The following is a 21,198-nucleotide window of genomic DNA, read 5'->3' as shown; positions in this document are numbered from 1 at the left end:
TGTTTAGAATTATAAAATACCTTTCGAGAAGACGTATCTGAATTTAAGGTGAAACGTCCGTCCCGCCAACGGCTGACGGAACTGATCCCACACTTCTTTGTTCATCAGGTTGTGGCATTCCAAGGCGATGGAATATTTGTTTTTATAAGTCAGTAACAGACCTATATCATAGACGAAACTGCGAGGAATGCGCCGTTTCTGCAATTCGGTAAGTTCCCAAAAGTAGAAGAACTCTTCCGTGAACTTCCCGTCCCAGAATGCCTTGACATACCAGTTCTTGAACAATCGGTCGCTGTGATATTCCGCTCCGAAGTTGGCAAATAGGTAGGGAATATTCGGCAATCGCAAGCCTTTTGTCGGATTGAGGGCTTGAGTGCCCGGCAAATAGTCCAAGACATCGCGCACATCCTGATAAGTCAGATTTCCGTAGGCATAGAGCGTCGGCGTTATATCCAGTTTCAACTCGGTCTCTATACCCTTGATATGCACCTTTTCCGCATTCACATATCCAGCTGCCATATGTTGTTTCATCAGTTTTATCATATCGCTCACCTGCATATAAAAGCCATTTACTTCAAATTGCAATCGCGACAGTCCGAGTACGCCGTTTTTATCTATCAAGAAGCCCAGATTGAAGTTGTGGCTTTTCTCCGGTTTCAGTCCGGCAGCAGGAAAGGTGATGATACCGTCGCCGAACAACTCTTGCGAATTGGGGAGGCGTATTGCCCGTTGGTAAGATACCTTCAGATGAAAGCCTCTGAACGGTTCGTACTTCATTGCCTCTATCCAGCCGATCTGCGATGTCGTATTGCTCTTTTTTTTCGGAGCCTCAATCATCTCGTATGACGTCAAATCCTCTATCTCGGAGTGGAGATGGAAATACTTTGCAGAGAACATATTCGTCAGTTTCCTGCCGAAGAGTTTCGCCTCCCAAGTCAGTCCCGAAGCGACACTGGTCTTTTTGCTTGGAAATCCTCCGATGACAAAACCAGCATGCTGACTCGCAATGTCATCGCTCGGTTGTCTTCGGGCATAGTTGATAAGCATGTTCAAGTTCAGACTATGATTGGTGGACAATCTGTAATCAAGGTTGAGGCGTTCGTTGATTTCCAAACCTTTGTCGTTCGAGTTGTGAGGGACATCTCCCGTTTCTCCCTGTCCGTTCGGACTCGGATATATGTTTCCCTCGAAATCGTGATTCACCCGTGCCGTATCCACAAAATTGTTCGTTGTATGCGATAGGGAGAAATGCGACTCGAAGTTAAGGCGGTTGTTCAGTACCCCGCTTTTCATCAGCTTGTTTTCGAGCATAAACATTCCTGATTTGTTTTCGGCGTGCTGGATATTCTTCAATACTCCTTGTATCTCATTGAAACGGTTGTAATACCCGAACTCAGTACTAATCTCATCGAACCAAAGTTTTGTGAAAGCGACTTTTCCTTTCAGCATATACGAACGAAAACGGTCGTGGTCTCGCTTTACCAATAGGTTCTCTCTTTCAGGAACTCTAAATGAGTAATCATTCTTTGCCGATGTATAATAACCTCCCGCACCGAGCAGAATACCGCTCTTCGGAAAGTTCTTGCGCGAGAAGACACTTCCCTTGTGTGTCCGGTAAGAACCCAGTTCGTACGAAGCATCCAAATAGTCCGTACTGAACTCCTTCGTGACGATATTGACGGCACCACCCAAGCCATCGCAACCGAAACGTGCAGGGATAATGCTTTTATAGACCTCTATCCGTTCGATAATATCTATCGGAATCTCATCAAGCGAAAAGGCTCCATCCGACGTATTCATCGGAATACCATCCCAAAGAATCTGAATGCGGTTTCCTTCCAATCCGTGAACGATAATCCTCGAACTGCTTCCCAATCCACCTGTCTGCCCGACCTTCAAACCAATGGTCTTGTTCAAGATGGTTTCTAAAGAAACGGAACGACCTTGCAATTCCTTTGCATTTATCACTGAAACCGCTTCGGGCGACTCTCTGATAACCTGTGCTTTTGTTTTTCCAAAGACGACCACATTTGCCAATTCTGTCGATTCCGGACGTAACTTCAGGGTATGACGCTTTTCATTTGCCGTAATTGTGTCGGTAATTGTCTGATAACCTACATAACTCACTCTTAGTACAAGTTTTTGATGGGCATGGATATTTAGTCTCGCCACTCCTTTTCTGTTGGTGGTTGTACCGTTCTTGTACGAAGGATCGTTCAAACCTTTCCATTGCACAGTGGCAAATTCTATACTGTTTCCATTCTCTGCATCAATAACTTTTATTTCGATGGAATGCTGTTGTGCGAACATCGGATAAGCCCACAGCAATAGGATGCTGACGATGAGCACTCTTTTGTATAAATGAACTATTGAGTCGATTGACATATCTTATCTGTTTATGAAAACCCGTGCAAAATTACCCACCTATAAAACAGATAAATAACCCTACTATTCACACTTATACCCCTATTGAGTTTTATATGTGTCAAGTTATCGTTTTCGGGCAGTGTAATGCTCATTCGGGTTATTTTACCCCTGTGCGTCTCCGTACTTTTGCATCTTAGAAAATCAAAACGATACATACATATGAATAAACAAAAAATCAAACCTCTCGATGAGGAACGGGAGAGCCGCAGCCTGCTCTCCAATGCGGTGGTCATACTGCATCTCGTTTTCGGCACACTGCCTCTGCTGCTCGTGGTGGGGGCGGTGGACAGACTGATGAGCGACACGCTCACTTCTACGGCGATATGGATGGTTGGAGCGGCACTGCTGCTGTTCGCCCTGCTTCGCGGCGTGTTTTACGGAACGTCGATCTGGCGGGCGCACCGCTCGGCTTACAACGCCCTCACACGGTTAAGGTTGCGTATCGTGAGCCACTTGCAACGGCTGCCGCTCGGCTTCTTTCAGGAGCGGAAGGTGGGTGACTTGGTGAACATCATCAACCACGACGTGGAGCAAATCGAGATTTATCTGGCACACGGATTGCCCGAAATCCTCTCGGCAACGCTTTTCCCTGCTTTGCTTTGGGTAATTGTTATGGTATTGGACTGGCGGCTGGGACTGTCGCTCATCTCGCTGCTACCGTTGGCATTTCTTTTGCAGATGGCAGTTAAAACGTTTTGGGGCAAGAGTTTCCGACACTTTATGGAAAATACGCAGAAGATGTCGGAAGACCTTCTGGAATATGTGGCTACAATACCAATCATTAAAGCATTCAGCCACGAAGAGACCCGGACAGAGCGAGTTCTCGGAGGTATGCGCGATTATATCCATTGGGTGAAGCGGAGCATGTTCAGCGTTACTGTTCCGATGACGCTCATCACGATGTTCTTGGAGGGCGGTATCGTGGTAATGACCCTTGTCGGGCTAAGGTTGATGAGTTCGGGCGAACTGACCGTAGCACGTTTCATCCTCGCCCTGATATTGGGTGGACTGTTCTCATATTCCTTTGCCAAACTGGCTACGTTCCAGCATTTCAGGATTGTCTATGGTCAATCGTTGGCGAAGGTTCAGTCGATTACCGAAGTACCTGCAAAGGATACGGCAGACAGGGATACGGATGCCATGCAGACCGATGTCTGTTTCGAGCACGTGACATTTGCCTACCCGAATAAGAAAGACTGTGCGTTGTGTGATGTCAATCTGCAATTTCCCAAGGGTAGCCATACGGCTATTGTGGGCGAATCGGGGTCAGGCAAAAGCACACTGGCAAGCCTGATGATGGGTTTCTGGCAACCGCAGTCGGGAACCGTTCGACTGGGCGGCGAGAACCTTGCGGAACTCTCCGAACACAACATTGCCGATTTCTTTTCTATGGTGCAACAAGAGGTATTCCTCTTCAACACGAGCATTCGGGACAATATCCGTATCGGCAAGCCCTCCGCCACGCAAGAGGAGGTGGAAACAGCTGCACGACGTGCACGCATTCACGATTTTATTACGGGGTTACCCAATGGTTACGATACTTTGGCAGGCGAAGCCGGCGTAAAATTCTCCGGCGGAGAGAAACAGCGCATTTCCATTGCACGGATGTTGCTCAAAGACTCGCCGATTGTCATCCTCGACGAAGCCACCGCTGCCTTGGACGGGGAGAACGAGAAACTCATTCAAGAAGCTCTTGATGAATTGCAGCGTAACAAGACCGTCATCACCATCGCCCACCGTCTCAACACCATTCAGGATATGGAACGTATTGTCGTGATGGACAAGGGAAAGGTTGTGGCGACGGGAACACACGGAGAATTGATGGACAACTGCCCACTATATCGCAATATGACGGAAACACAGGAACGGGTAAGCAAATGGCAACTGAAAGAGGAGGAGGTATAAACAATGATACGCAATATATTGAATGAATTGACCGTTCGCGGAGTGCGGCATCTGATAATCTCGGCACTGTTTTTCGTGGTTTATGCCCTTTGCGGAACGGCAATAATGCTTACTGTCCTGTTCCTTATCGACCGCCATATATCGGGCGAAAGTGTTTCGCTCATTTCGGCAGCGTGGATACTCGTTGGTCTGCTGATTTTGAAAACCATATCCAATGCCGTAGCCGATATGAGCAAGCACTTTGCCGGCTTCGATCTCGTGGAGCGCATCCGTGAGAAGATCATCTTGAAACTGAAAATGTTCTCGCTTGGCTTCTACACCAATGAACGGCTGGGCGAGATAAGTACTGTCATTCACAAAGACGTGGACAATATGGAAATGGTGGTGGGGCACCTTTGGACACGGATGTCTGCTGATTTCATCGTGGCGCTGATACTCGGCATCGGGCTGTTCTGGGTGGACTGGCACATGGGGTTGGCGATGATTGCCATCCTTCCTATTGCCCTCTTCTCCTTGTATCGGGGCATCCGTTCGGGAATGAAAGCACAGCAGGAGGCGCAGGACGGTCTGGCGGATATGGTCAGTCTCTTCGTTGAATACGTCAAGGGCATACCTATGCTGAAAGTCTTCGGAGGAAAAGGAATGTTTCGTGACAGACTCGACCACTCTGTTAGTGAATTTGGAGAAAGCAGTAAGAATGCTTCTCGTTTGGCAGCTGTGAGTGTGGGTAGATACACCTTTCTGATAGAATTGGCTTTTGCACTGATGGCAACGCTTGGTCTTTGGTGGACTTGGCGTGGCGAACTTTCCCTTTTCGCTTACCTGATGTTCGTCATCGTATCGAAGGAGTTCTACAAGCCCTTTGTCAATATGGAGAGCCATTGGCTGAACTACATCAAGGTAAAGGACAGCTACGAACGCATTTCCCGTCTGTTGGATGCTCCCGTGATCGTCGATCCCGACCAACCGAAAACGGCGGAACGCTTCGACCTCTCGTTTGATGGTGTCGGTTTCCACTATGAAAAAGAGGGGTTCGAGATGAAAGACCTCACGTTCAACGTACCCGAACGGACGGTAACGGCTCTTGTCGGCTCGTCAGGGTCGGGGAAAACCACCATCACCAATCTGCTGCTCCGCTTCTGGGAACCGCAGGCAGGCTGTATCCGTATCGGCGGAGTGGACATACGGGAAATGGACTACGATTATCTACTCGGCAAAATCAGTGTGGTAATGCAGAACGTCATTCTCTTTTCCGACACCATTGCCAACAATATCAAGGTGGGCAACCGCAATGCCACACAGGGGGAAATCGAGGAAGCCGCACGTCGGGCGATGATACACGACTTCATCGTCAGTCTGCCCGATGGTTACGAAACGAAAATTGGGGAGAACGGTTTGGGACTCTCGGGTGGACAGAAGCAACGCCTCTCCATCGCTCGCGCCTTCCTCAAAGATGCTCCGATCCTCCTTTTAGACGAGATAACGAGCAATGTCGATCCCGTCAATGAGTACAAAATACAGCAAGCAATGTCTGTGCTTATCCGAAAGCGCACGGTCTTGGTCATTGCCCACCATTTGCAGACCATCCGCAATGCCCACCAGATTATCGTGATGGACAAGGGACAGCTTATGGAGAAGGGTATGCACGCCGAACTCGAAGCTAAAGGCGGAATATATTGCAAACTGCTGTCGATGCAGTAAGATCGCTAAAAAAGAACAGGTAGTAAGACGCATTTATCTTACTGCCTGTTCTCATATTCAGGTAGTGTCCGAAAAAGTGTGTAAGCGTAGTTGTTGCTTTTTTACCACAGGGGCATGCCCCTGTGGTAAAAACTTTGTGGTTTTCTTGTTATTATCCATTTATTTGATACTCCGCTCTTGGAAGTAGGGCAACCTCCTAGCATAAGTCCTTTCTGTCATCTCTCGGGCAACAGATCCTAAAAGGAATACGACGGCACCAGCCGAGGGTAAAGCTCCGCGCATACGTAACGTACGCTTATAGCTGCGATTGAGGCGCTCCACCCAGGTCGTGGAGTAAATCATACGACGAACTTCTTCTGGGAATCTCAGATAGGTGAAGTAGCCTATATTGCGAGGGGAAGACAGAGAGAGGAAACTCCTGTAACTCTTACCCCAACGCTCTGCAAATGTACACAATTTCTCAAATGCCTTGATGGGAGTAAGTCCTATATCTCGAATAGGGAATAACTCATCCAACTCCTGTGTCATCTGAGCTTTATCCCTTTTAGACACAACATTAAGGGCTTGTCGTTTGAAATGGACAACACATAACTGATGAGCTGACTGAGGGAAAGCCGAGCAAATAGCGCGTTCAATACCCTGTAAGGCATCTGAGATAATCAGATCTATCCGTTCCACGCCCCGAGTTTTGAGTGCTTTCAACTCCATCTCCCAATTCAACGCTCCCTCTGTGGGATGATTCACCACACAAAGCACCTCGCGACTACCATCAGGAAGTAGACCGAGCATCGTGTAGTAAGCCTCCTTAGAGACACTATCCTCTCGCCGAGTAAAGGCAAACGTTGCATCAATGTACACTGCCAAATAGTGAGGAGACAATTGGCGTTCTAACCACTTGTAGATCTCTGCCTTACTCGTGTTGGACAGGAAGCTAACTTGCTGTTTACTATAGTGATGACCATAGAGGCGTTCGCACACGGCGCCAATATCTTCGCACGAAAGTCCTCGCGTATAAAGTTCATGGAGGAGAAGGGCGCGTTCGCTTTCTTGATGCGAAAGAATGCCCAAAATTAGGGGCTCGAAACTCCCTGAACGAGTACGTGGAATGCGAAGCTCAAAGCTACATCCATAGCCCTGCCATCGACGGGGACGGAAACCATTGCACTGTTCTCCTTTATGCTCTTGGACAAAAAGAGAACGTTCTTGCTTGGAGAAGGTGTTCAATAATATACGAATAAGTTCGTTAATACCTGACTCCGATGATAGCATTTCCGAAATAAATGCCGACTTTTGTGATGTTGTAAGCTCCATTGTTCTTAGTTTGTTTTTCTTGTTACCACAAAGTTAAGAGCTATGGGGCTTACACACTTTTTTAGGACAGTATCCATATTCAACTGTACCATCCACCTTTGCCATAACACACAAGTAGCGGAGGACTTGTTCTCTTCTTTTCGGTCAGTCTTCTGATTATCCATTTACGGAAACTTTTGGCTTGTGGAGAAGCAAAACGAAATGACAGCATCGTTATCATTTCAATATTATATAAATCCACTGCACCACCCTTAAACAATAGCGTTTGCATCACCTCATCTTCTCTGAGTAATCCTTCTTTGAAGATAGACTTGATGTGGCTGTTTACTTTGCCGGAGAATACGCCGAATAAATCGGCTATTTCGCAAGCCGACATCCAAATGGAAGTCGTAGGAACGTGTACGTTCCCATTCTCCTCAATGGTTATGAATTCTCTTTTCATAGTAATTCAATATTCATTGTTTTTTCTTCTTTCGATTAACTTATCCATATCCTCTGCAATCTTCTTCTCTGCAATCTTCGCATAGGTCTGCGTGCTGGTGATGGAGGCGTGTCCCATCATCTTGGCAATGCTCTCCGTACAAATCCCCTCGGAAATCAAGAACGATCCGAAACTGTGCCGGGCTTGATGGTAGGACAGATTCTCTTTGCGTCCGATAATGACGCCCAGTTCGTGTATCTCAAACCACATCATGTCTCTGCTTGGCAAAGGGAAGACCGGCTGCGTGTCATCGGTCGTATTGTACAAATCAAGTATCTGCTCCGCTATCGGATGCAGAGGGATAAATGACTCCACTTTCGTCTTCTTACGGTTGATGCGAATGTATCTTCTATCGTCGGCAGTCCGCCCGATATGGTGTGGATACAGCAGTTGGGTATCGACATAGGCAAGTCCCGTAAAACAGGAGAAGATAAAAGCCCTGCGAGCCAATTCCTTCAATGGGTCATTGGCGGGCAGTTTCAGTTCTAGCAGTTGTTTGAGTTCCGCTTTGCTGATGTGCATTCGTTTGGAGGGCGGTTTATTCTCATACTCCAACTCTTCCAAAGGATTGGCACGGATAATCTCATGGTCTACGGCAAGATATATCAGTCTGTTCAGCCAACAAAGGCAATGGTTGGTCTGCGATGCCCCGAAGTTCTTGTACCGCTTCAGGTATACCTTATATTCCCGTCCGAATTCCTCGGTGATGTCCGAAAAGGCAATGTCCGCCTTGCCTTTCGAGTCCAAGAACTCACGGATATAGCTCTGGTAATACCGAGAACTCCTGTAGGTCGAAGTGGAGTCGATTTCCTTGGAACGGACGGCAAGGCGTTCCCGTTCCCTTTCTCCCATTTGGAGCAGATGGGTAGGAATGACCGCCTGACCTGCTATCCTGTTTTTCAATAGTTCGGCACTGACCACACCCTGCTCTTTGAGCATTTCATCATAAAGCCGCTCCGCATACTTTCGAAACTCTTTCAGGCGGTTGTTCGTCCGCACGTCCGCGGTCTCTGCTTTTTTTGCATTCCATTGTTTGGGATTGCAAGTAATACCCGTGGTTATCGTCGTGCTTTTCCCGTCGATGGAGATTCGGCAAAGTACGGAAGTTGTACCATCCACACGTACCTTGTTGCGATTGATATAGAGTAGTAAAGAAAATGTGCTACGCATAATTCGTTTGTTATCTATGGGGTGTTTATAATATGAGTTTCAAATCCTTTGTCGCTTCGATGTATTTGTCCATATCCTCGAAAAGCTTCTTGGGCGTAACCTTCGCATAGACCTGAGTAGTTTGCAGGTTGGAATGCCCCAGCATCTTGCAGATGGTCTCGATAGGAACGCCGGCTTCCAAGGTAATCAGCGATGCAAACGAGTGCCTGCCGGCATGGTAGGTCAGGTCTTCCTTGATGTCGGCAAGGATAGCCAGACATTTCATGAGGCGGCGCATATTGGGATAGTGCAACATCGGGAAGAGAGTCTGACGGTCGTCATCCCTGTATTTCTCTATCAAGGCAAGGGCTTCGGGCAGCAGCTTGACACAGGCACGAAGCTCGTTTTTCTTGCGGCGGTATTTAAGCCACAGCCCGCCATTCTCATCCGTGAACAGATTGTCACGTGTAACGGAAACGGCATCGGCGTAGGCTGTTCCCGTATAGCAGGCAAAGAGAAAGAGATCTCTTGCCAAGATATGGGAGGCGCGATGTTCGGGGATTGCTAAGTCACGGATTTTCTCGACGGATTCTCGACTTAGGGCTTTCGGCGTTTTTTCCTTTGGTTGGGGAAGACTGAAGTGGGCGAAGAAGCATCTGTCGGCATAACCGTCCTTATAGGCTTTTCGGCATACTTTCTTGACGATAGCCAGATAGTGCCGGCAGGTATCTATGGCAAGTCCTTTCTCGTCCAAGATGAAACTCTGGTAATCGTGGATAAACTGCTCCGTCATCTGACCGAAAGCAACATCTTTGGTGCGAAACTCCTTTTCGATGAACTCTGCCAAGGTTCTCCGGGTATAGATATAGGCAGGATAAGTTCCCTTTGCACGGTCTATCCCGATGCGCTTCCTCAAATCCTCGCAGACAATGTCCGTCATCTCCAGCAGAGTCATCTGTGTTCCGAGACTTCCTTGAAACAGATTCTTGACGCCTTCTGCATCAAAATCGACCTTACGTTCCACCAAGGTATCGAATGCCGTATGGATGGAGAGCATCAGCTTGTCCAGCTTCGCATTGGTCTCCACGGCTTCATGGCTCTTACCTTTCAGACGGCTTTCACGAGGATTCCACAGGTCGGATGTGCAGGAGATTTTGCAACTGAATTGCACCATCGAACGATTGACGGTGATACGTCCCATAATGGGCGCTTTGCCCGACTTGTCGGGTCTGCTCTTTTTGAGGTAGAGCAACACCTTGAATTTCTCTATTTTCATACGCTTTAATTTTATGGGCAAAATTACCCGTTGTTAAAGCGTTCTTTGATAAGCAAAACGTTGTGGAACAGTGAGATAGAACCCATGTCAGAAAAACCTTTCCTTTTTCCGTTACCTCACCACACTAGGGAAACCAACGGATAACGGTTTGGTAACCGAAAGGATTCAATATTCCGTGTTGAACTGCTTTCCTATCATACTCGCAGAATATAGAAAATCGACTAATTCACAACACGTTATCGGTTTATTCTCTATATTCTTCCAAATTCTCAAATGGTAGGTATTTTCCATGGACTCCGCCATAGCTTTGCCACTCGTTGCATAGAAGCCGGATGTGATTACAAGACAGTTAGTGTATTGCTTGGACATTCCAATATCTCAACGACTTTGGATCTCTATGTTCATCCAAATATGGAACAGAAAAAGCGCTGCATTGCAAAAGTATTCAAGTCACTTGGTAAATGACGAATAAAGAGTGGGAGGATATTCAAAGGCAATCCTCTCACTCTCGATTCCAACATGATTGGCGATTTTTGAGTTCGTAAAAGCGAGTCTGCAAATAAGCAACTGGTTGAAATTTATTAGCAAATGTATAACCTTACATTTTACGCAATGGACTGCGTATTTTTTGCGCACTACAAAGAAGATAGGCTATTTCCTATTTTAGGATGCCATTCGGAAGTTGGCAAAATCAATCTTAGGAATCTGGCAGGTTGATGTGGCTAAATTGGCAAGTGTTCGGACAATAGTTCTGTGTTCATCATCTAGTATCTGCATTTATGGTGGCCGACGTTACTCCAGGATACCACTTAAAAGCAAGAACAGAGTTCACAAAAGAGTTCATAAAAGAACTAATAAGGTTCATAAAAGAATTCGTAAAAGCAATCCTGAAATGCGCTTCATAATCGCAAAAGAGCCATATCCTGCTTGCTGGGGGATTGGCAGGTTCTCACGAGCGATTTATCGCTTGGGGTATTGAGTTACCCTAACTCAATAAATGTTGTATAATGGGCAAGCCTAGACGCAATTTAACTAGCAAATTTCGCTTTTGGGCGAGAAAGACGAGGAGAGATGCTGGCGAAAAGAAAAAATGCCCAAATAACGCCTTTTTCTCATTAATCAGCTTGCTGAAGGATTTGGCAATCTCAAACGACCGATTGGTTGCTTGGGGGATTAGGCTACCCATATAAGATAATGTCTGTACAACGGGCAAGCCCAGTCAATGGTAACGACCAGTTCCGTGAATTATCATGAAACCAGTCGTTGCGCTTGAACTTTGACTTATCCCGAATAGACACTTTTAGAATAAAGTCAAGTGGGGGATTAGTAGTGATAATCCGGTATGAACCGATAGATGCCACGGCTTTCCTGAACCACCATCCGTTTGTTCGTGAGAAACTTAATCAGCTCTACAATCTTGTTGTGATTCAATTTCGTTCCTGCCAGTTCGTAGGCAGTGGTCAGTTCTTCTTCCAGAGCCTTATATCCCGAAATAGTTTCTCTTCCCTCAAAAGCTAGTTCGAGAGCTTTGCGATGGATGGCTTCGTGGATATCCTTATAAGGGGAGAACGGTTCCTGTTTGGGACGACCTGCACTCTTCTTTGTCGGCACATAGTCCGGCAGAAGTTCGGGAAGCGATTGGTCATTGATGCAGAAGGCGAATGGCAGGAAGTCCTTTGAGCGGGTATGCACACTTTCCACTTTGCTGATGTTGCTGTCGTCCTTGTCTTTCTCGATTTGGATGACCGTTTCCGCTTTGTTATTGATTTCCGTGCCAATATGCCCACGGGCATTTTCATCGCTTTTGTTCTGGTGAAGGATGGTGTGAAGATGAATCTGGTATTCGTCAGTCCACTGCATAAGTTTGGATATTACACATGTGGCTTCACTCGGTGAATTGATGTCATAAACCAAGTCACGGATTCCGTCAATCACCACGAAGCCGAGACCCTCAATCTGACTGATGGCATCGTCTATGATGGCCAAACGCTCCTTCGGATTGAATTTACGTAGAGCGAGAAAATAGAAACGGCCGCAATCCTCATTGGCCGGCAACTCTGCCAGTTTCATGATACGATGCATCACAATCATACAATGGTTCTGACTCTGCTCGGTGTCAATGTAAAGGATGCGGTCCTTTCCTTCTGGGAAGTCCGTTGTGTAGTTAAGGACTTCCTTTCCGGACAAAGCAGCTGCCACCATAGCAGACACATTGAAAGTCTTTTTGCTTTTAGCCTTGCCTATGGATGCGCTGAAATTTCCCAATGTCCCGACAGGCACTCCTCCTATTTTCAGAACTTCCGGTTCCTGCTTGTACTCCTTTTCCAAGCTGAGCATGGTATCTTGCCATTTTACTGTGACCTGAGCAAGATCTTGAATGGGTGTTGGCGTTTCCATACTCACCAGTTTTTAGGGTTAGGCTTGCGACGATGTGAGGAATACATCGCTTCGTTTTCTTCCTCATAGGTGAGAGGTACTGACGTTTTGCGTGATGCTTCCAGCCATTTGTCGAGCTCGTCACGATAGATATAAAGGTGCTTTCCTTGTTTGATTACCGGAATGCTGTCCTTCTTTATCTTGTAATAAAAGGTGGAGACCGGCATTTTCAGATAAGTACAGGCTTCCTGTACCGTCATAGGTACATGCAGATTCTCCTTTGGTTCGCTTTGACGGTTAAGATTGTCCCTAAGCAAATTTTCCATACTTGCGATTCGCTCGCATAGTTCGCCTACCACTTTCGGCAGGTCGTTAAAAGTTAACTCAGTTGCAGTCATATTATCAATAATTTAAATTAATATGCTGCAAACCAACAGAATGAAATCTTGCAGAAATTCGTCAGCCGGAAGAATGATTACCGTCTGCACGGTTTAATTCTCAAGTATTGTTATGAAAGCGGAAATCCCCTTTGTCCGGCACGTCAATAGGGATGTCGCAAGGGACATTAACACGCAAATTGGCTTCCAGATATTCTATATCAGCGTTTCGCAATTCGTATGGGAAAGATGATTTGATAAATATCGCCCTGTCGCGACGGGAGACTCCAAGCCGTTCTCCGATATTCCAAGCCAAATGTCTTAAAGATGGAGAACTGAGTTTCGCTTCTTTCGTTGAATGGATTGGCTGGCAGTCTGTCCCCCGATTTTCGGCAAGACACTCGATATTGTGGAATAACGTGCTGATATTCTCCTTTGACAGATATTTCGAGGTCTTTTCCACCACATATTCACGGATGGCTATCATGGTATCTCTTTTCCGCTTCACCTCTTTCAGCTGCTCTTCCACGAGAATACTCTCATATTTTTCCAAACTGTCAGGTATTTGTTCCAGTATAACCGGTTGAGTCTCGGTTATAGAATTATTTGAGCTAACCTCTTGCGAACAGTTATTTTGTACTCGCTCATTTATAGCACTATTGTTAATACTCTTATAAAGCCCTGCCATTACTTTGCGGAATACGGCAAAGGTCAAAATGAGCATTACCAAAGAGATAATAAAAATGGTGACATCAAACAGGATATAGTGATTGAACTTTTCACCAAGATTGTATGCGGTGAGTGCTGAGAGTGAAACGATTACCACGCATACCAGACTACTGATGTCCGCGGTTTTCTGAACTTGTACATTATTCTCCATATAGTTGTGATTGTTTACAATTTGCAGGACAAAGTTCAGCACTAATTTCCATATAACCATAAATACTAATGGTTGTTGGACAGATATTTATAAATAATTATGGTTAGAATATGAATCATACTCAGAAATCATACTCTAACCATATAAAAACGGTGTTTATGTCCGTTAGCCCTTACGAATCAGGGAGATTTTATTGCTGGCTTTTCGCTTGTTGCTATCCACCACTTTCATGTATCGTTGGATAGTGGTGATGCTTTTGTGCGCCATGATACTTTGAATGGTCCGGATGTCCGTTCCGGCAGCCGCCTGCAAGGTGGCAAATGTTCTCCGGTACGAGTGGAACGTGATATTTTTGGTGATACCGGCAGTTCGAATCCACTCTTTCATGGGGTACTGTGTCCAGCATCTTTTCAGTCCTTTGAATACCAGTCCTGTCTTTTCCGGGGAATAGCCGATTAATTGCAAGGCCTCATCACTAATGGGGATGATATCTTCTGTCTTTGTCTTTTGAGTGACAGTATATACGCATTTGCCTCCGGCTGCAAAGTCAACGATTTCTTCCCACCGCAATGTGAGAATATCGCTGATTCTCAGACTTGTCAGGCAAGAGAACAACGAGGCGGTTTTCAGTACCGGTATCTTGCAAGGCGTTTCTGCCAATCTGTACAGTTCTTCTACGCTGAGATAATCTTTGACTACATCTTCCGGTTCTATTTTCTCCAAGAAATCGTTTACATTGGAGTGAATCAACTTGTTGCGATAGAGTATTTTGAGGAATCCTCTGAATGTGGACCAATAGCCCACGGCTGAATTGCGTGATATGGGACGCTCCGGACGTCTCAGTTGCTTCGCATTGAGCAGATACTCCCTGAACTTGTTGCATAAGTCCACATCAATCTCCTCGAATGAGCATTTACCACCCACGAAATTGCAGAAATGCAGATAGACAAACTCCCATTTCTGGTCGTGTTTGCGGAGTGTCTTTTTATAATAGGCAAGGAAATCTCCTTTCATCTTGCTCTTGTCAAAGAAATCATACCGTTCATTGACGATGGATTCAAAACGTCGGCATCGGATAGCTTCCGCCTTTTCCGACATGACGGCATTAAAGTTCTGTTCCCGTTGGTTCTTTGGATTGGCATAAATGTAGATGCCCAAAGATTCATGACGGATTACCTTCATACTCTCTTTGTCGCGATAACCGGGATAATAATCCAGATAGAACGACAACATGTTTTTCTTTAGAGGTCTTGTCCTCAATGTTACAGTTTTACATTCGTGCATAATGATATGTTTTTATAATTGGTGATTAATCTGTTGCAAACCAATACAATGAAACAATGCTGATGACTGCCATTGCTGAAAATGATTCTTGTCTGTGCAGAATAATTCTCAGATGACGGATTTTTCAGCCATAACCTTGTCAAAATCCTCTTTCAGCAGGAACATCGACTTGCCGTTGTGCATCTTCCGTATGCTATTGTACCTCGCATAATTGTAGACATCATCCCTGCGAATGCCGTATTTTTCCATCGCTTCGGTTACGCTGTAATACTTTTCCCGTTGGTCGAAGCCACCGTTTTTGATGATGTCGATATGGTCTTTGGAATACTGGACTTTGCCATATACGACACGAGACGGGATTTTATGGCGATACACAAACGAACATCGAGCATCTTTGCTCATGCCGTAGATTTCTTCCATTTGTTCCGCACTAATCCATTCCTTGATATTGTCAGCCGCTTTGTACTTGGCAAAGAATCGGTCAACTGACAGTTGCTCGTAATAGTTGAACCCACCATGACTGATTTTAGGGATGTCGTTTTCACGGCACAGCCTGCAAATGGTTTTCCTGTTCATCTGATAGGTCGTCGCAATTTGTTCGGATGAGTAATAGCCTTCGGGGATTACAAAAGTCTCTTTCGGCCGGTCGCATTTCTTTTCCCGTTTCTTGGGTGTATATGTTCCATCGCGATGCTCAATATAGACTTTGTCAAACTCCGAACGCAGCACCATTGTCCGGCTACCTTGCTTGAATCGCTTGATGTCGTACTTGTTGACATAGTAGCTGATATTAATCTTGGTAAGTCCGTATTTCTCGGTGATTTCATCGTAGGTATAGTAGTCGGGATTCAATTTGTCCTGTTTTTCTTTGATGGCGTCTATATGGGCACGGGAATAATACACCTCGTGGTGGCGGTTGATTCGGGGGATATTGTGCCGCAAGGCAAAGGTGACAACTGCATTACGGCTCATACCGTATTTGTCCATAACCTGCTCCGGAGTATAGTAACTCGCTGGATTGATTTCCTCGGCAAGGTCAGCGAAGTATTTGTCTATAAGACTGCGGTTGTAGAACACCCGATTACCCTCCTCAATCTTCGGAATGTTATACAGCTTGCATCTGCGGTAGAGGGTTTTCTTTTGGATTTGGTACTTCTCCAATACCTCATTCGTGGTGTAATAGAGTGCGGTCTGCTTCCTTCCATAACTCCGTTTCTTATAACCGGGTGCATCATCAAACATTTTTTCAATGTCAGACTTGCGGATAATGGTACGCCCACGAAGTTGTAAAGCCCGGATGATTCCGACAGCCATGTGACGGTAGATGGTCGCACGGCTGATACCTAAAAGGGTAGCGGCTTCGGCAGGGGAGAGATACAACTTGCTTCCCACGATGCCGACTTCCTGCATAGGCTGCTCATTTTGCCGTTCCTCGTATTCCTGTAACCTTTGCTTCCGCTTCTTCTCTTTGTACGCTTTTTCATTGCACGATTTGCTGCAATAGCGTGTTACCATCGTGTGCGCTATAAATGGTTTGCCGCACCACTGGCATTTTCTCTGGATTTCCATATATTCGTCGCCTTTAATTTCGTCGATTCTGTCTCAACGCGTCTCACAATTTCTCACAGCGTCTCACACTGTGTCTTCTATAGCGGTTTGGCACATTCTCATAGCGTCTCACATCGTGCCTAAGATGTCGCTATGATGAGTGCGAAGTGTCCGTTTATTTATTCAGCGGTAGAATTATGGTACAAAATGATGCTGGAAATTCGCAACCAGTCAGAATTGACTGAAAACTACATAAAAAGAAAAGCCGCTGGCTATCAGCGACTTTCTTCTAATTAGCTATGGTTGTTTATGGCTGCTTACAAGCCATCACTTCCCGGACGAGAAGTTGACGGACTATGGATATAGCGTTGGGCTTCGTCTGCAAATGAATAGCTCGAAGGAGTGCGAGGCTGGCTATACCGTGAAAGTGTACAGCTCGCGAGACATGAGCACGGCTGCTTTAGTCTCCACCGGGCAAACGATACGATTTATGCTGGGTGATAAGGCTCCCACTATGGGAGAGTTGTTGCGTACATCCGGTGATTTGAACGAGGATATCCCTTTTGCGATCAACGTGACGAAGGCGGGTTTCCTGCAGGGGCAACACGCTAAGATGAAGATTTATCTGAATGGCCCTTCTGAAGGCTTGACCCTTTCCGGGCAGAACCTAAGTAAAGAGACTGGTCTATATAATGAGCCCATATACGTATTAGATATCCCTTCCTTCTCCGCTACGCAATTCACGTTGATGGCTCACGCCACGGAGGAATGGAACGGAACGGTTCAAGTGGATATTTGTGATGCGGACGGCAATAGGGTAGGGTATGGTAGCCAAGCACCGTTCGCTTTCCCAACCAATAACTCGCAGGACGATATAGCCGCCTTGAAAGCGATCGCCGAGGCCAATCCGCTGAACTCGGACTTGCAGAACTTCATCTCCAACAAGGAGTACCTGAAAGACAGGACGCAGGGTGATGGCTATAACGTGGGCGTGACATGGAATGAAGAATCCACGAGCCGGGTGAAATCCTTCTTTATCAAAGACTATAGAACCCGTACGGTTTCCAAGTTGGATTTATCGGCGTTATCCGGACTGGAAGAGTTGGATTTGGATGGTACCCAAGTTGAGAAATTGGATCTGTCGAAATTGACGAGACTGCGGAACTTGGGGTTGAGTGGTAATAATTCGCTTACTTGGGCTACGGTGACGTTGCCTACTCCGTTACCTCAAAATTTGAACGTTTATGGTTTTACTACAATCAAGGCTGGTACGCAAGTAGACAATAACAATGCTTACGCCGCAGCAGGTACGGAGATCGATCTATCCGCTTACGCTACGGCGGGTGGCGTGAAATCGGTATATCAATGGTACCTTATTGATCGGGCTACTGGTAAACGGACGAAAGCGACTATGCCGGCGGTATCCGGCAAGGAAGGTGCTTTCGTCTTTACCGGAAAGCCGGGTGAATATTATATGTGTTCGATTACCAATTCGAATTACGGCAATTGGTGTATGGAGACACCCCAGATCAAGGTAGCCCGTAACTCGGACAACTACTCCCCTGCAGACATCGCCGGATTGAAGAAGTTGGCTGCCGATAACCCGAATATCACCCAATTAAAGGAGTTCGTGGATAGCAAGGGCTGGGAACGCGAGAATTGGAACTCGTATCAAGACGTGATCCGTACGGACTGGAGCACGGACGAGGTCGGCCGGTTGACACATCTAGCTATTGAGTTTGATTGGAGCTCGAAGGATACGATCTCTCAATTAGACCTAAGCGCTTTCACCGAGCTGAAGTATTTCGATTGTGAGAATTTCATGAATATAGAGAAGCTGGATCTATCGAAGAATACGAAGCTGGAGCACCTGCATGTATATAGTAAGAATCTGGAGTCTCTTGACCTATCTAAATGTCCGGAACTGCAATATTTCGGATTTGGCACGCGATACACGGGCGAGGGATCTTACCAAAAAACGAAGTTGGCGAGACTGAACTTGACTGGTTGCTCGAAGTTGACGGAGCTTTACCTAGAGCATTTATCTTTGACTTCGTTGGATATCTCTTCCTTTAAGCGATTAAATAGGCTGACGATCGAGTATTGCCCAGACTTAAAGGTACAAGGCTTCGATAAGGCTACAAGCTTGACTTATGTGGCCTTGCCGCATACGAAGCAGTTCGCAGATCTGATAAAGAACTTGCCGGCGTTTATCCGTCATCTATATTTGCAAAATACGGAGTATGAGCTTCCTTCTGCGCAAGAGGGAAAGAATCTGGAGTCGTTGGGATTGCCGGAGTATCTGGAAAGTTTCGATCTGGCCCAGTATCCGAGCTTAAAAAACATGACGGTAGGGCATGGGCAATCTCTCTTGAAATATACGGGCTTGAAGAATTATCGGCAAAATGTAAGTTATGATGGACGAAGTGTCTTCCAGCTTACTTCTCCCTCCCATCCTGGAGATAAATATTGGTTCGAGAACGGCGATACGATCGACCTCTCCTCGGAGGCCGTGATCGATGGTATAGAGACCGTATTCTTGTGGGTAAACGCCAAATATAGGACAGAGGAGAAAGAGGCATTGAAGCCCGTGCTAAACCGTCCGGGTGTATTCGTGCTGGATAGCAAGGAGGAAAAATATGGAGACTATTATTGTAAACTGATGAATCCGAAGTTCTGTGAGATCACGGAGATCACTTATTTCTCCGGCTGGCAGATCGAGACCTCGCGCATCCATGTGGAGACCACCGTACCCCAAGTATTCGCCGAAAGCGACGTGGCTACCTTGGTACGTATCGTAGACGCTTCCAACAACAAGGCGTTGAGCGAGTGGTGGAGCAGTGGCGCATGGCAGACGAACGAGAACTCACAGTACGCACAAGCGATCTGGAACGATGAGAACCCCCGCCGCTTGACACATTTATATATGTATCAAATGGGCAATAACTTCGCTAAGGAGGTGGACCTATCTGCCTTGGATAAGCTACAAGAGTTGTCGCTTTACGGCAACCGGGTGGAGAAACTTACCTTGCCGAAGAATAATACCGTATTGCGCTCCTTGATGCTTGCCGGCAATACGCCGCTTTCTACCTTGATCGTCTCTATGTATCCTGCCTTGGAGTATCTGGATGTGGCCAATACTGGCCTAACGGCTATCGACCTGTCTAACAACAAGAACTTGAAAGAGCTATTCTTGAACTGGACGATGATTGAGGCGATGGACGATGAGATCGCCGCTCAATTGATCTCCTATGGCGTGCCGATGCCTACTATGCGGATCGACTTGGCCAAGTTCCCTGTGTTGAAGGCTTTATGCGCCTCTGGATCGCTCTTGGAATTTACCGGCGTGGAGAACCCGCGGCAATTGGAGTCTGCCGATGGTCTCGTGACGTTGCCGGTCGGTGAGGCCCGTGTGGGCGGTTTTGCGGCCTATGGAGAGACTATCGATCTTTCCGCGCAAAAGACCGTGGGAACTTCCGCCTCTCGCTTCGTTTGGACGGTTGGTAGCGATACGATTGCGCATACGGAGAATCGTCTCACGATCACGGACGATCTGCCCGCTAACTATCAAGTGGCTGGTCTCGTAACCAATCCGTTATTTCCGGGCTGGACAGTCCAATATGGAGCATGGATCTACACCTGCGACGGCGACGCGAACCTCGATAAGTCCGTGAACGTGCAGGACGTGACGGCTACGGTAAGCTACATCTTGAAAGACAAGGATAACATGATCCCCAACTTCGGTTTCGCCGAGGCGGACGTGAACTATAATAATAATGTAGAGATCGCTGACGTGATCGGCATCGCCAACATCATTCGCGACGAGCCGATTACCAAGGCCAGTGCGCTGCGTTCCGAGGCTGAGGCTCCCGTACAAATGGAGCTCGACGCTGACAACTTCCTGACCATGAATAGCCAAGTGCCGGTAGCCGGTATCTATCTGGAGTTGGTGGGAGCTATCGACGAGATCCCGTTATTGGGCGACGCCGCCAAGTTCATGCAGGCTTCCAGCTTGAACGGGGATACCTTGCGTGTGATCGCTTATAGCTTGGATGGCCGTACGATTCCTTCGGGCAAGAGCCGTATCATGCGTCTGCCGGCGGGCGTTACCTTGGTAGGGGCCTCCTTCTCCGACGCGAGGGCTAACAGCTTGAGGTCCGGTGGCGACGCGATCGTAACCTCCAATGCCCCGATCGAGGCGATCAGCCGCTTGGAGGCCGTCTCCAACTATCCGAACCCGTTCCGTGGCAGCACGACCTTCTCTTATCAACTGGAGGAACCCGCCCAGACGGTTATGATCCATGTATTCTCCGCGAACGGTGCGTTGACTGCGGTACTGAACGGTTTGCCCGGCGAGGTAGGCGAGAACCGCTATACGGTTGCCCTTCCTTTACCGGCGGGCGTTTACTACTACCGCTTGACGGCGAAGACAGGCCATGGTGTGAAGGCAAGTAATACTAACATCTTTATCTGTAAGTAAATT

The 21,198-nt window shown here is 46.8% G+C and carries 13 protein-coding genes and 1 pseudogene; 4 read left to right on the top strand and 10 right to left on the bottom strand.

The annotated features are described in order from the left end of the window. Window positions 1-9 precede the first annotated feature (9 nt). Complete coding sequence (locus tag NBH16_RS06245) at window positions 10-2,385, bottom strand: TonB-dependent receptor (RefSeq protein ID WP_196009425.1); 2,376 nt, start codon at window positions 2,383-2,385, stop codon at window positions 10-12. 201 nt (window positions 2,386-2,586) lie between these two features. Between NBH16_RS06245 and NBH16_RS06240 the strand changes: the two genes are divergently transcribed. Together NBH16_RS06240 and NBH16_RS06235 are read left to right on the top strand one after the other, a co-directional pair. Then, complete coding sequence (locus NBH16_RS06240) at window positions 2,587-4,332, top strand: ABC transporter ATP-binding protein (protein ID WP_196009424.1); 1,746 nt, start codon at window positions 2,587-2,589, stop codon at window positions 4,330-4,332. Window positions 4,333-4,335: 3 nt separating this feature from the next. Continuing rightward, a complete protein-coding gene (locus NBH16_RS06235) occupies window positions 4,336-6,033 on the top strand; it encodes an ABC transporter ATP-binding protein (RefSeq protein ID WP_250788233.1) in 1,698 nt (565 codons plus the stop codon). Window positions 6,034-6,192: 159 nt separating this feature from the next. Here the strand turns inward: NBH16_RS06235 and NBH16_RS06230 are convergent, their stop codons facing one another. The 4 genes from NBH16_RS06230 to NBH16_RS06215 all read right to left on the bottom strand — a co-directional run bounded on the left by NBH16_RS06230 (window position 6,193) and on the right by NBH16_RS06215 (window position 10,250). After that, a complete protein-coding gene (locus NBH16_RS06230) occupies window positions 6,193-7,344 on the bottom strand; it encodes an IS256 family transposase (RefSeq protein ID WP_250788232.1) in 1,152 nt (383 codons plus the stop codon). Window positions 7,345-7,423: 79 nt separating this feature from the next. Continuing rightward, entirely contained in the window at window positions 7,424-7,786 is a 363-nt protein-coding gene (locus NBH16_RS06225) for a virulence RhuM family protein (protein WP_006951737.1), read from the bottom strand. Window positions 7,787-7,792: 6 nt separating this feature from the next. Further along, a complete protein-coding gene (locus NBH16_RS06220) occupies window positions 7,793-8,995 on the bottom strand; it encodes a site-specific integrase (protein ID WP_250788231.1) in 1,203 nt (400 codons plus the stop codon). 25 nt (window positions 8,996-9,020) lie between these two features. Further along, complete coding sequence (locus NBH16_RS06215; RefSeq protein ID WP_250788230.1) at window positions 9,021-10,250, bottom strand: site-specific integrase; 1,230 nt, start codon at window positions 10,248-10,250, stop codon at window positions 9,021-9,023. Window positions 10,251-10,535: 285 nt separating this feature from the next. On the opposite strand from NBH16_RS06215, the pseudogene NBH16_RS06210 reads away from it, so the two are divergent. Continuing rightward, window positions 10,536-10,715 (top strand): annotated as a pseudogene (locus tag NBH16_RS06210) (tyrosine-type recombinase/integrase); the annotation flags it as partial. A gap of 858 nt (window positions 10,716-11,573) precedes the next feature. Here the strand turns inward: NBH16_RS06210 and NBH16_RS06205 are convergent. From NBH16_RS06205 to NBH16_RS06185, 5 genes are all read right to left on the bottom strand, one after another. Beyond that, a complete protein-coding gene (locus tag NBH16_RS06205; RefSeq protein ID WP_250788229.1) occupies window positions 11,574-12,647 on the bottom strand; it encodes an AAA family ATPase in 1,074 nt (357 codons plus the stop codon). Window positions 12,648-12,649: 2 nt separating this feature from the next. Continuing rightward, window positions 12,650-13,024 (bottom strand): helix-turn-helix domain-containing protein, encoded by a 375-nt coding sequence (locus tag NBH16_RS06200; protein WP_178878809.1) that lies wholly within the window; start codon window positions 13,022-13,024, stop codon window positions 12,650-12,652. A 100-nt stretch (window positions 13,025-13,124) separates the two neighbouring features. Beyond that, window positions 13,125-13,883, bottom strand: a complete 759-nt coding sequence (locus tag NBH16_RS06195) for a hypothetical protein (RefSeq protein ID WP_178878807.1) — start codon at window positions 13,881-13,883, stop codon at window positions 13,125-13,127. 165 nt (window positions 13,884-14,048) lie between these two features. Further along, window positions 14,049-15,167, bottom strand: a complete 1,119-nt coding sequence (locus NBH16_RS06190; protein WP_250788228.1) for a tyrosine-type recombinase/integrase — start codon at window positions 15,165-15,167, stop codon at window positions 14,049-14,051. Window positions 15,168-15,275: 108 nt separating this feature from the next. Further along, window positions 15,276-16,736 (bottom strand): helix-turn-helix domain-containing protein, encoded by a 1,461-nt coding sequence (locus tag NBH16_RS06185; protein WP_250788227.1) that lies wholly within the window; start codon window positions 16,734-16,736, stop codon window positions 15,276-15,278. Window positions 16,737-17,100: 364 nt separating this feature from the next. Between NBH16_RS06185 and NBH16_RS06180 the strand changes: the two genes are divergently transcribed. Beyond that, the gene (locus tag NBH16_RS06180) at window positions 17,101-21,195 is read left to right on the top strand and encodes a T9SS type A sorting domain-containing protein (protein ID WP_250788226.1); all 4,095 of its coding nucleotides are present in this window, start codon (window positions 17,101-17,103) and stop codon (window positions 21,193-21,195) included. Window positions 21,196-21,198 lie beyond the last annotated feature (3 nt).

It is taken from the genome of Parabacteroides sp. Y3-G-102 (assembly GCF_023656845.1).
In the GTDB taxonomy this organism is placed as follows: Bacteria; Bacteroidota; Bacteroidia; order Bacteroidales; family Tannerellaceae; genus Parabacteroides; species Parabacteroides distasonis.
The sequence above is the reverse complement of the archived record's forward strand: the minus strand, read 5'-3'. Positions and strand labels throughout refer to the sequence as shown.

Excerpts from the sequence above, each read along its gene's own strand:
- NBH16_RS06245 (WP_196009425.1), bottom strand. The coding sequence starts at position 2,385 with ATGTCAATCGACTCAATAGTTCATTTATACAAAAGAGTGCTCATCGTC.
- NBH16_RS06240 (WP_196009424.1), top strand. The coding sequence starts at position 2,587 with ATGAATAAACAAAAAATCAAACCTCTCGATGAGGAACGGGAGAGCCGC.
- NBH16_RS06235 (WP_250788233.1), top strand. The coding sequence starts at position 4,336 with ATGATACGCAATATATTGAATGAATTGACCGTTCGCGGAGTGCGGCAT.
- NBH16_RS06230 (WP_250788232.1), bottom strand. The coding sequence starts at position 7,344 with ATGGAGCTTACAACATCACAAAAGTCGGCATTTATTTCGGAAATGCTA.
- NBH16_RS06225 (WP_006951737.1), bottom strand. The coding sequence starts at position 7,786 with ATGAAAAGAGAATTCATAACCATTGAGGAGAATGGGAACGTACACGTT.
- NBH16_RS06220 (WP_250788231.1), bottom strand. The coding sequence starts at position 8,995 with ATGCGTAGCACATTTTCTTTACTACTCTATATCAATCGCAACAAGGTA.
- NBH16_RS06215 (WP_250788230.1), bottom strand. The coding sequence starts at position 10,250 with ATGAAAATAGAGAAATTCAAGGTGTTGCTCTACCTCAAAAAGAGCAGA.
- NBH16_RS06205 (WP_250788229.1), bottom strand. The coding sequence starts at position 12,647 with ATGGAAACGCCAACACCCATTCAAGATCTTGCTCAGGTCACAGTAAAA.
- NBH16_RS06200 (WP_178878809.1), bottom strand. The coding sequence starts at position 13,024 with ATGACTGCAACTGAGTTAACTTTTAACGACCTGCCGAAAGTGGTAGGC.
- NBH16_RS06195 (WP_178878807.1), bottom strand. The coding sequence starts at position 13,883 with ATGGAGAATAATGTACAAGTTCAGAAAACCGCGGACATCAGTAGTCTG.
- NBH16_RS06190 (WP_250788228.1), bottom strand. The coding sequence starts at position 15,167 with ATGCACGAATGTAAAACTGTAACATTGAGGACAAGACCTCTAAAGAAA.
- NBH16_RS06185 (WP_250788227.1), bottom strand. The coding sequence starts at position 16,736 with ATGGAAATCCAGAGAAAATGCCAGTGGTGCGGCAAACCATTTATAGCG.
- NBH16_RS06180 (WP_250788226.1), top strand. The coding sequence starts at position 17,101 with ATGAATAGCTCGAAGGAGTGCGAGGCTGGCTATACCGTGAAAGTGTAC.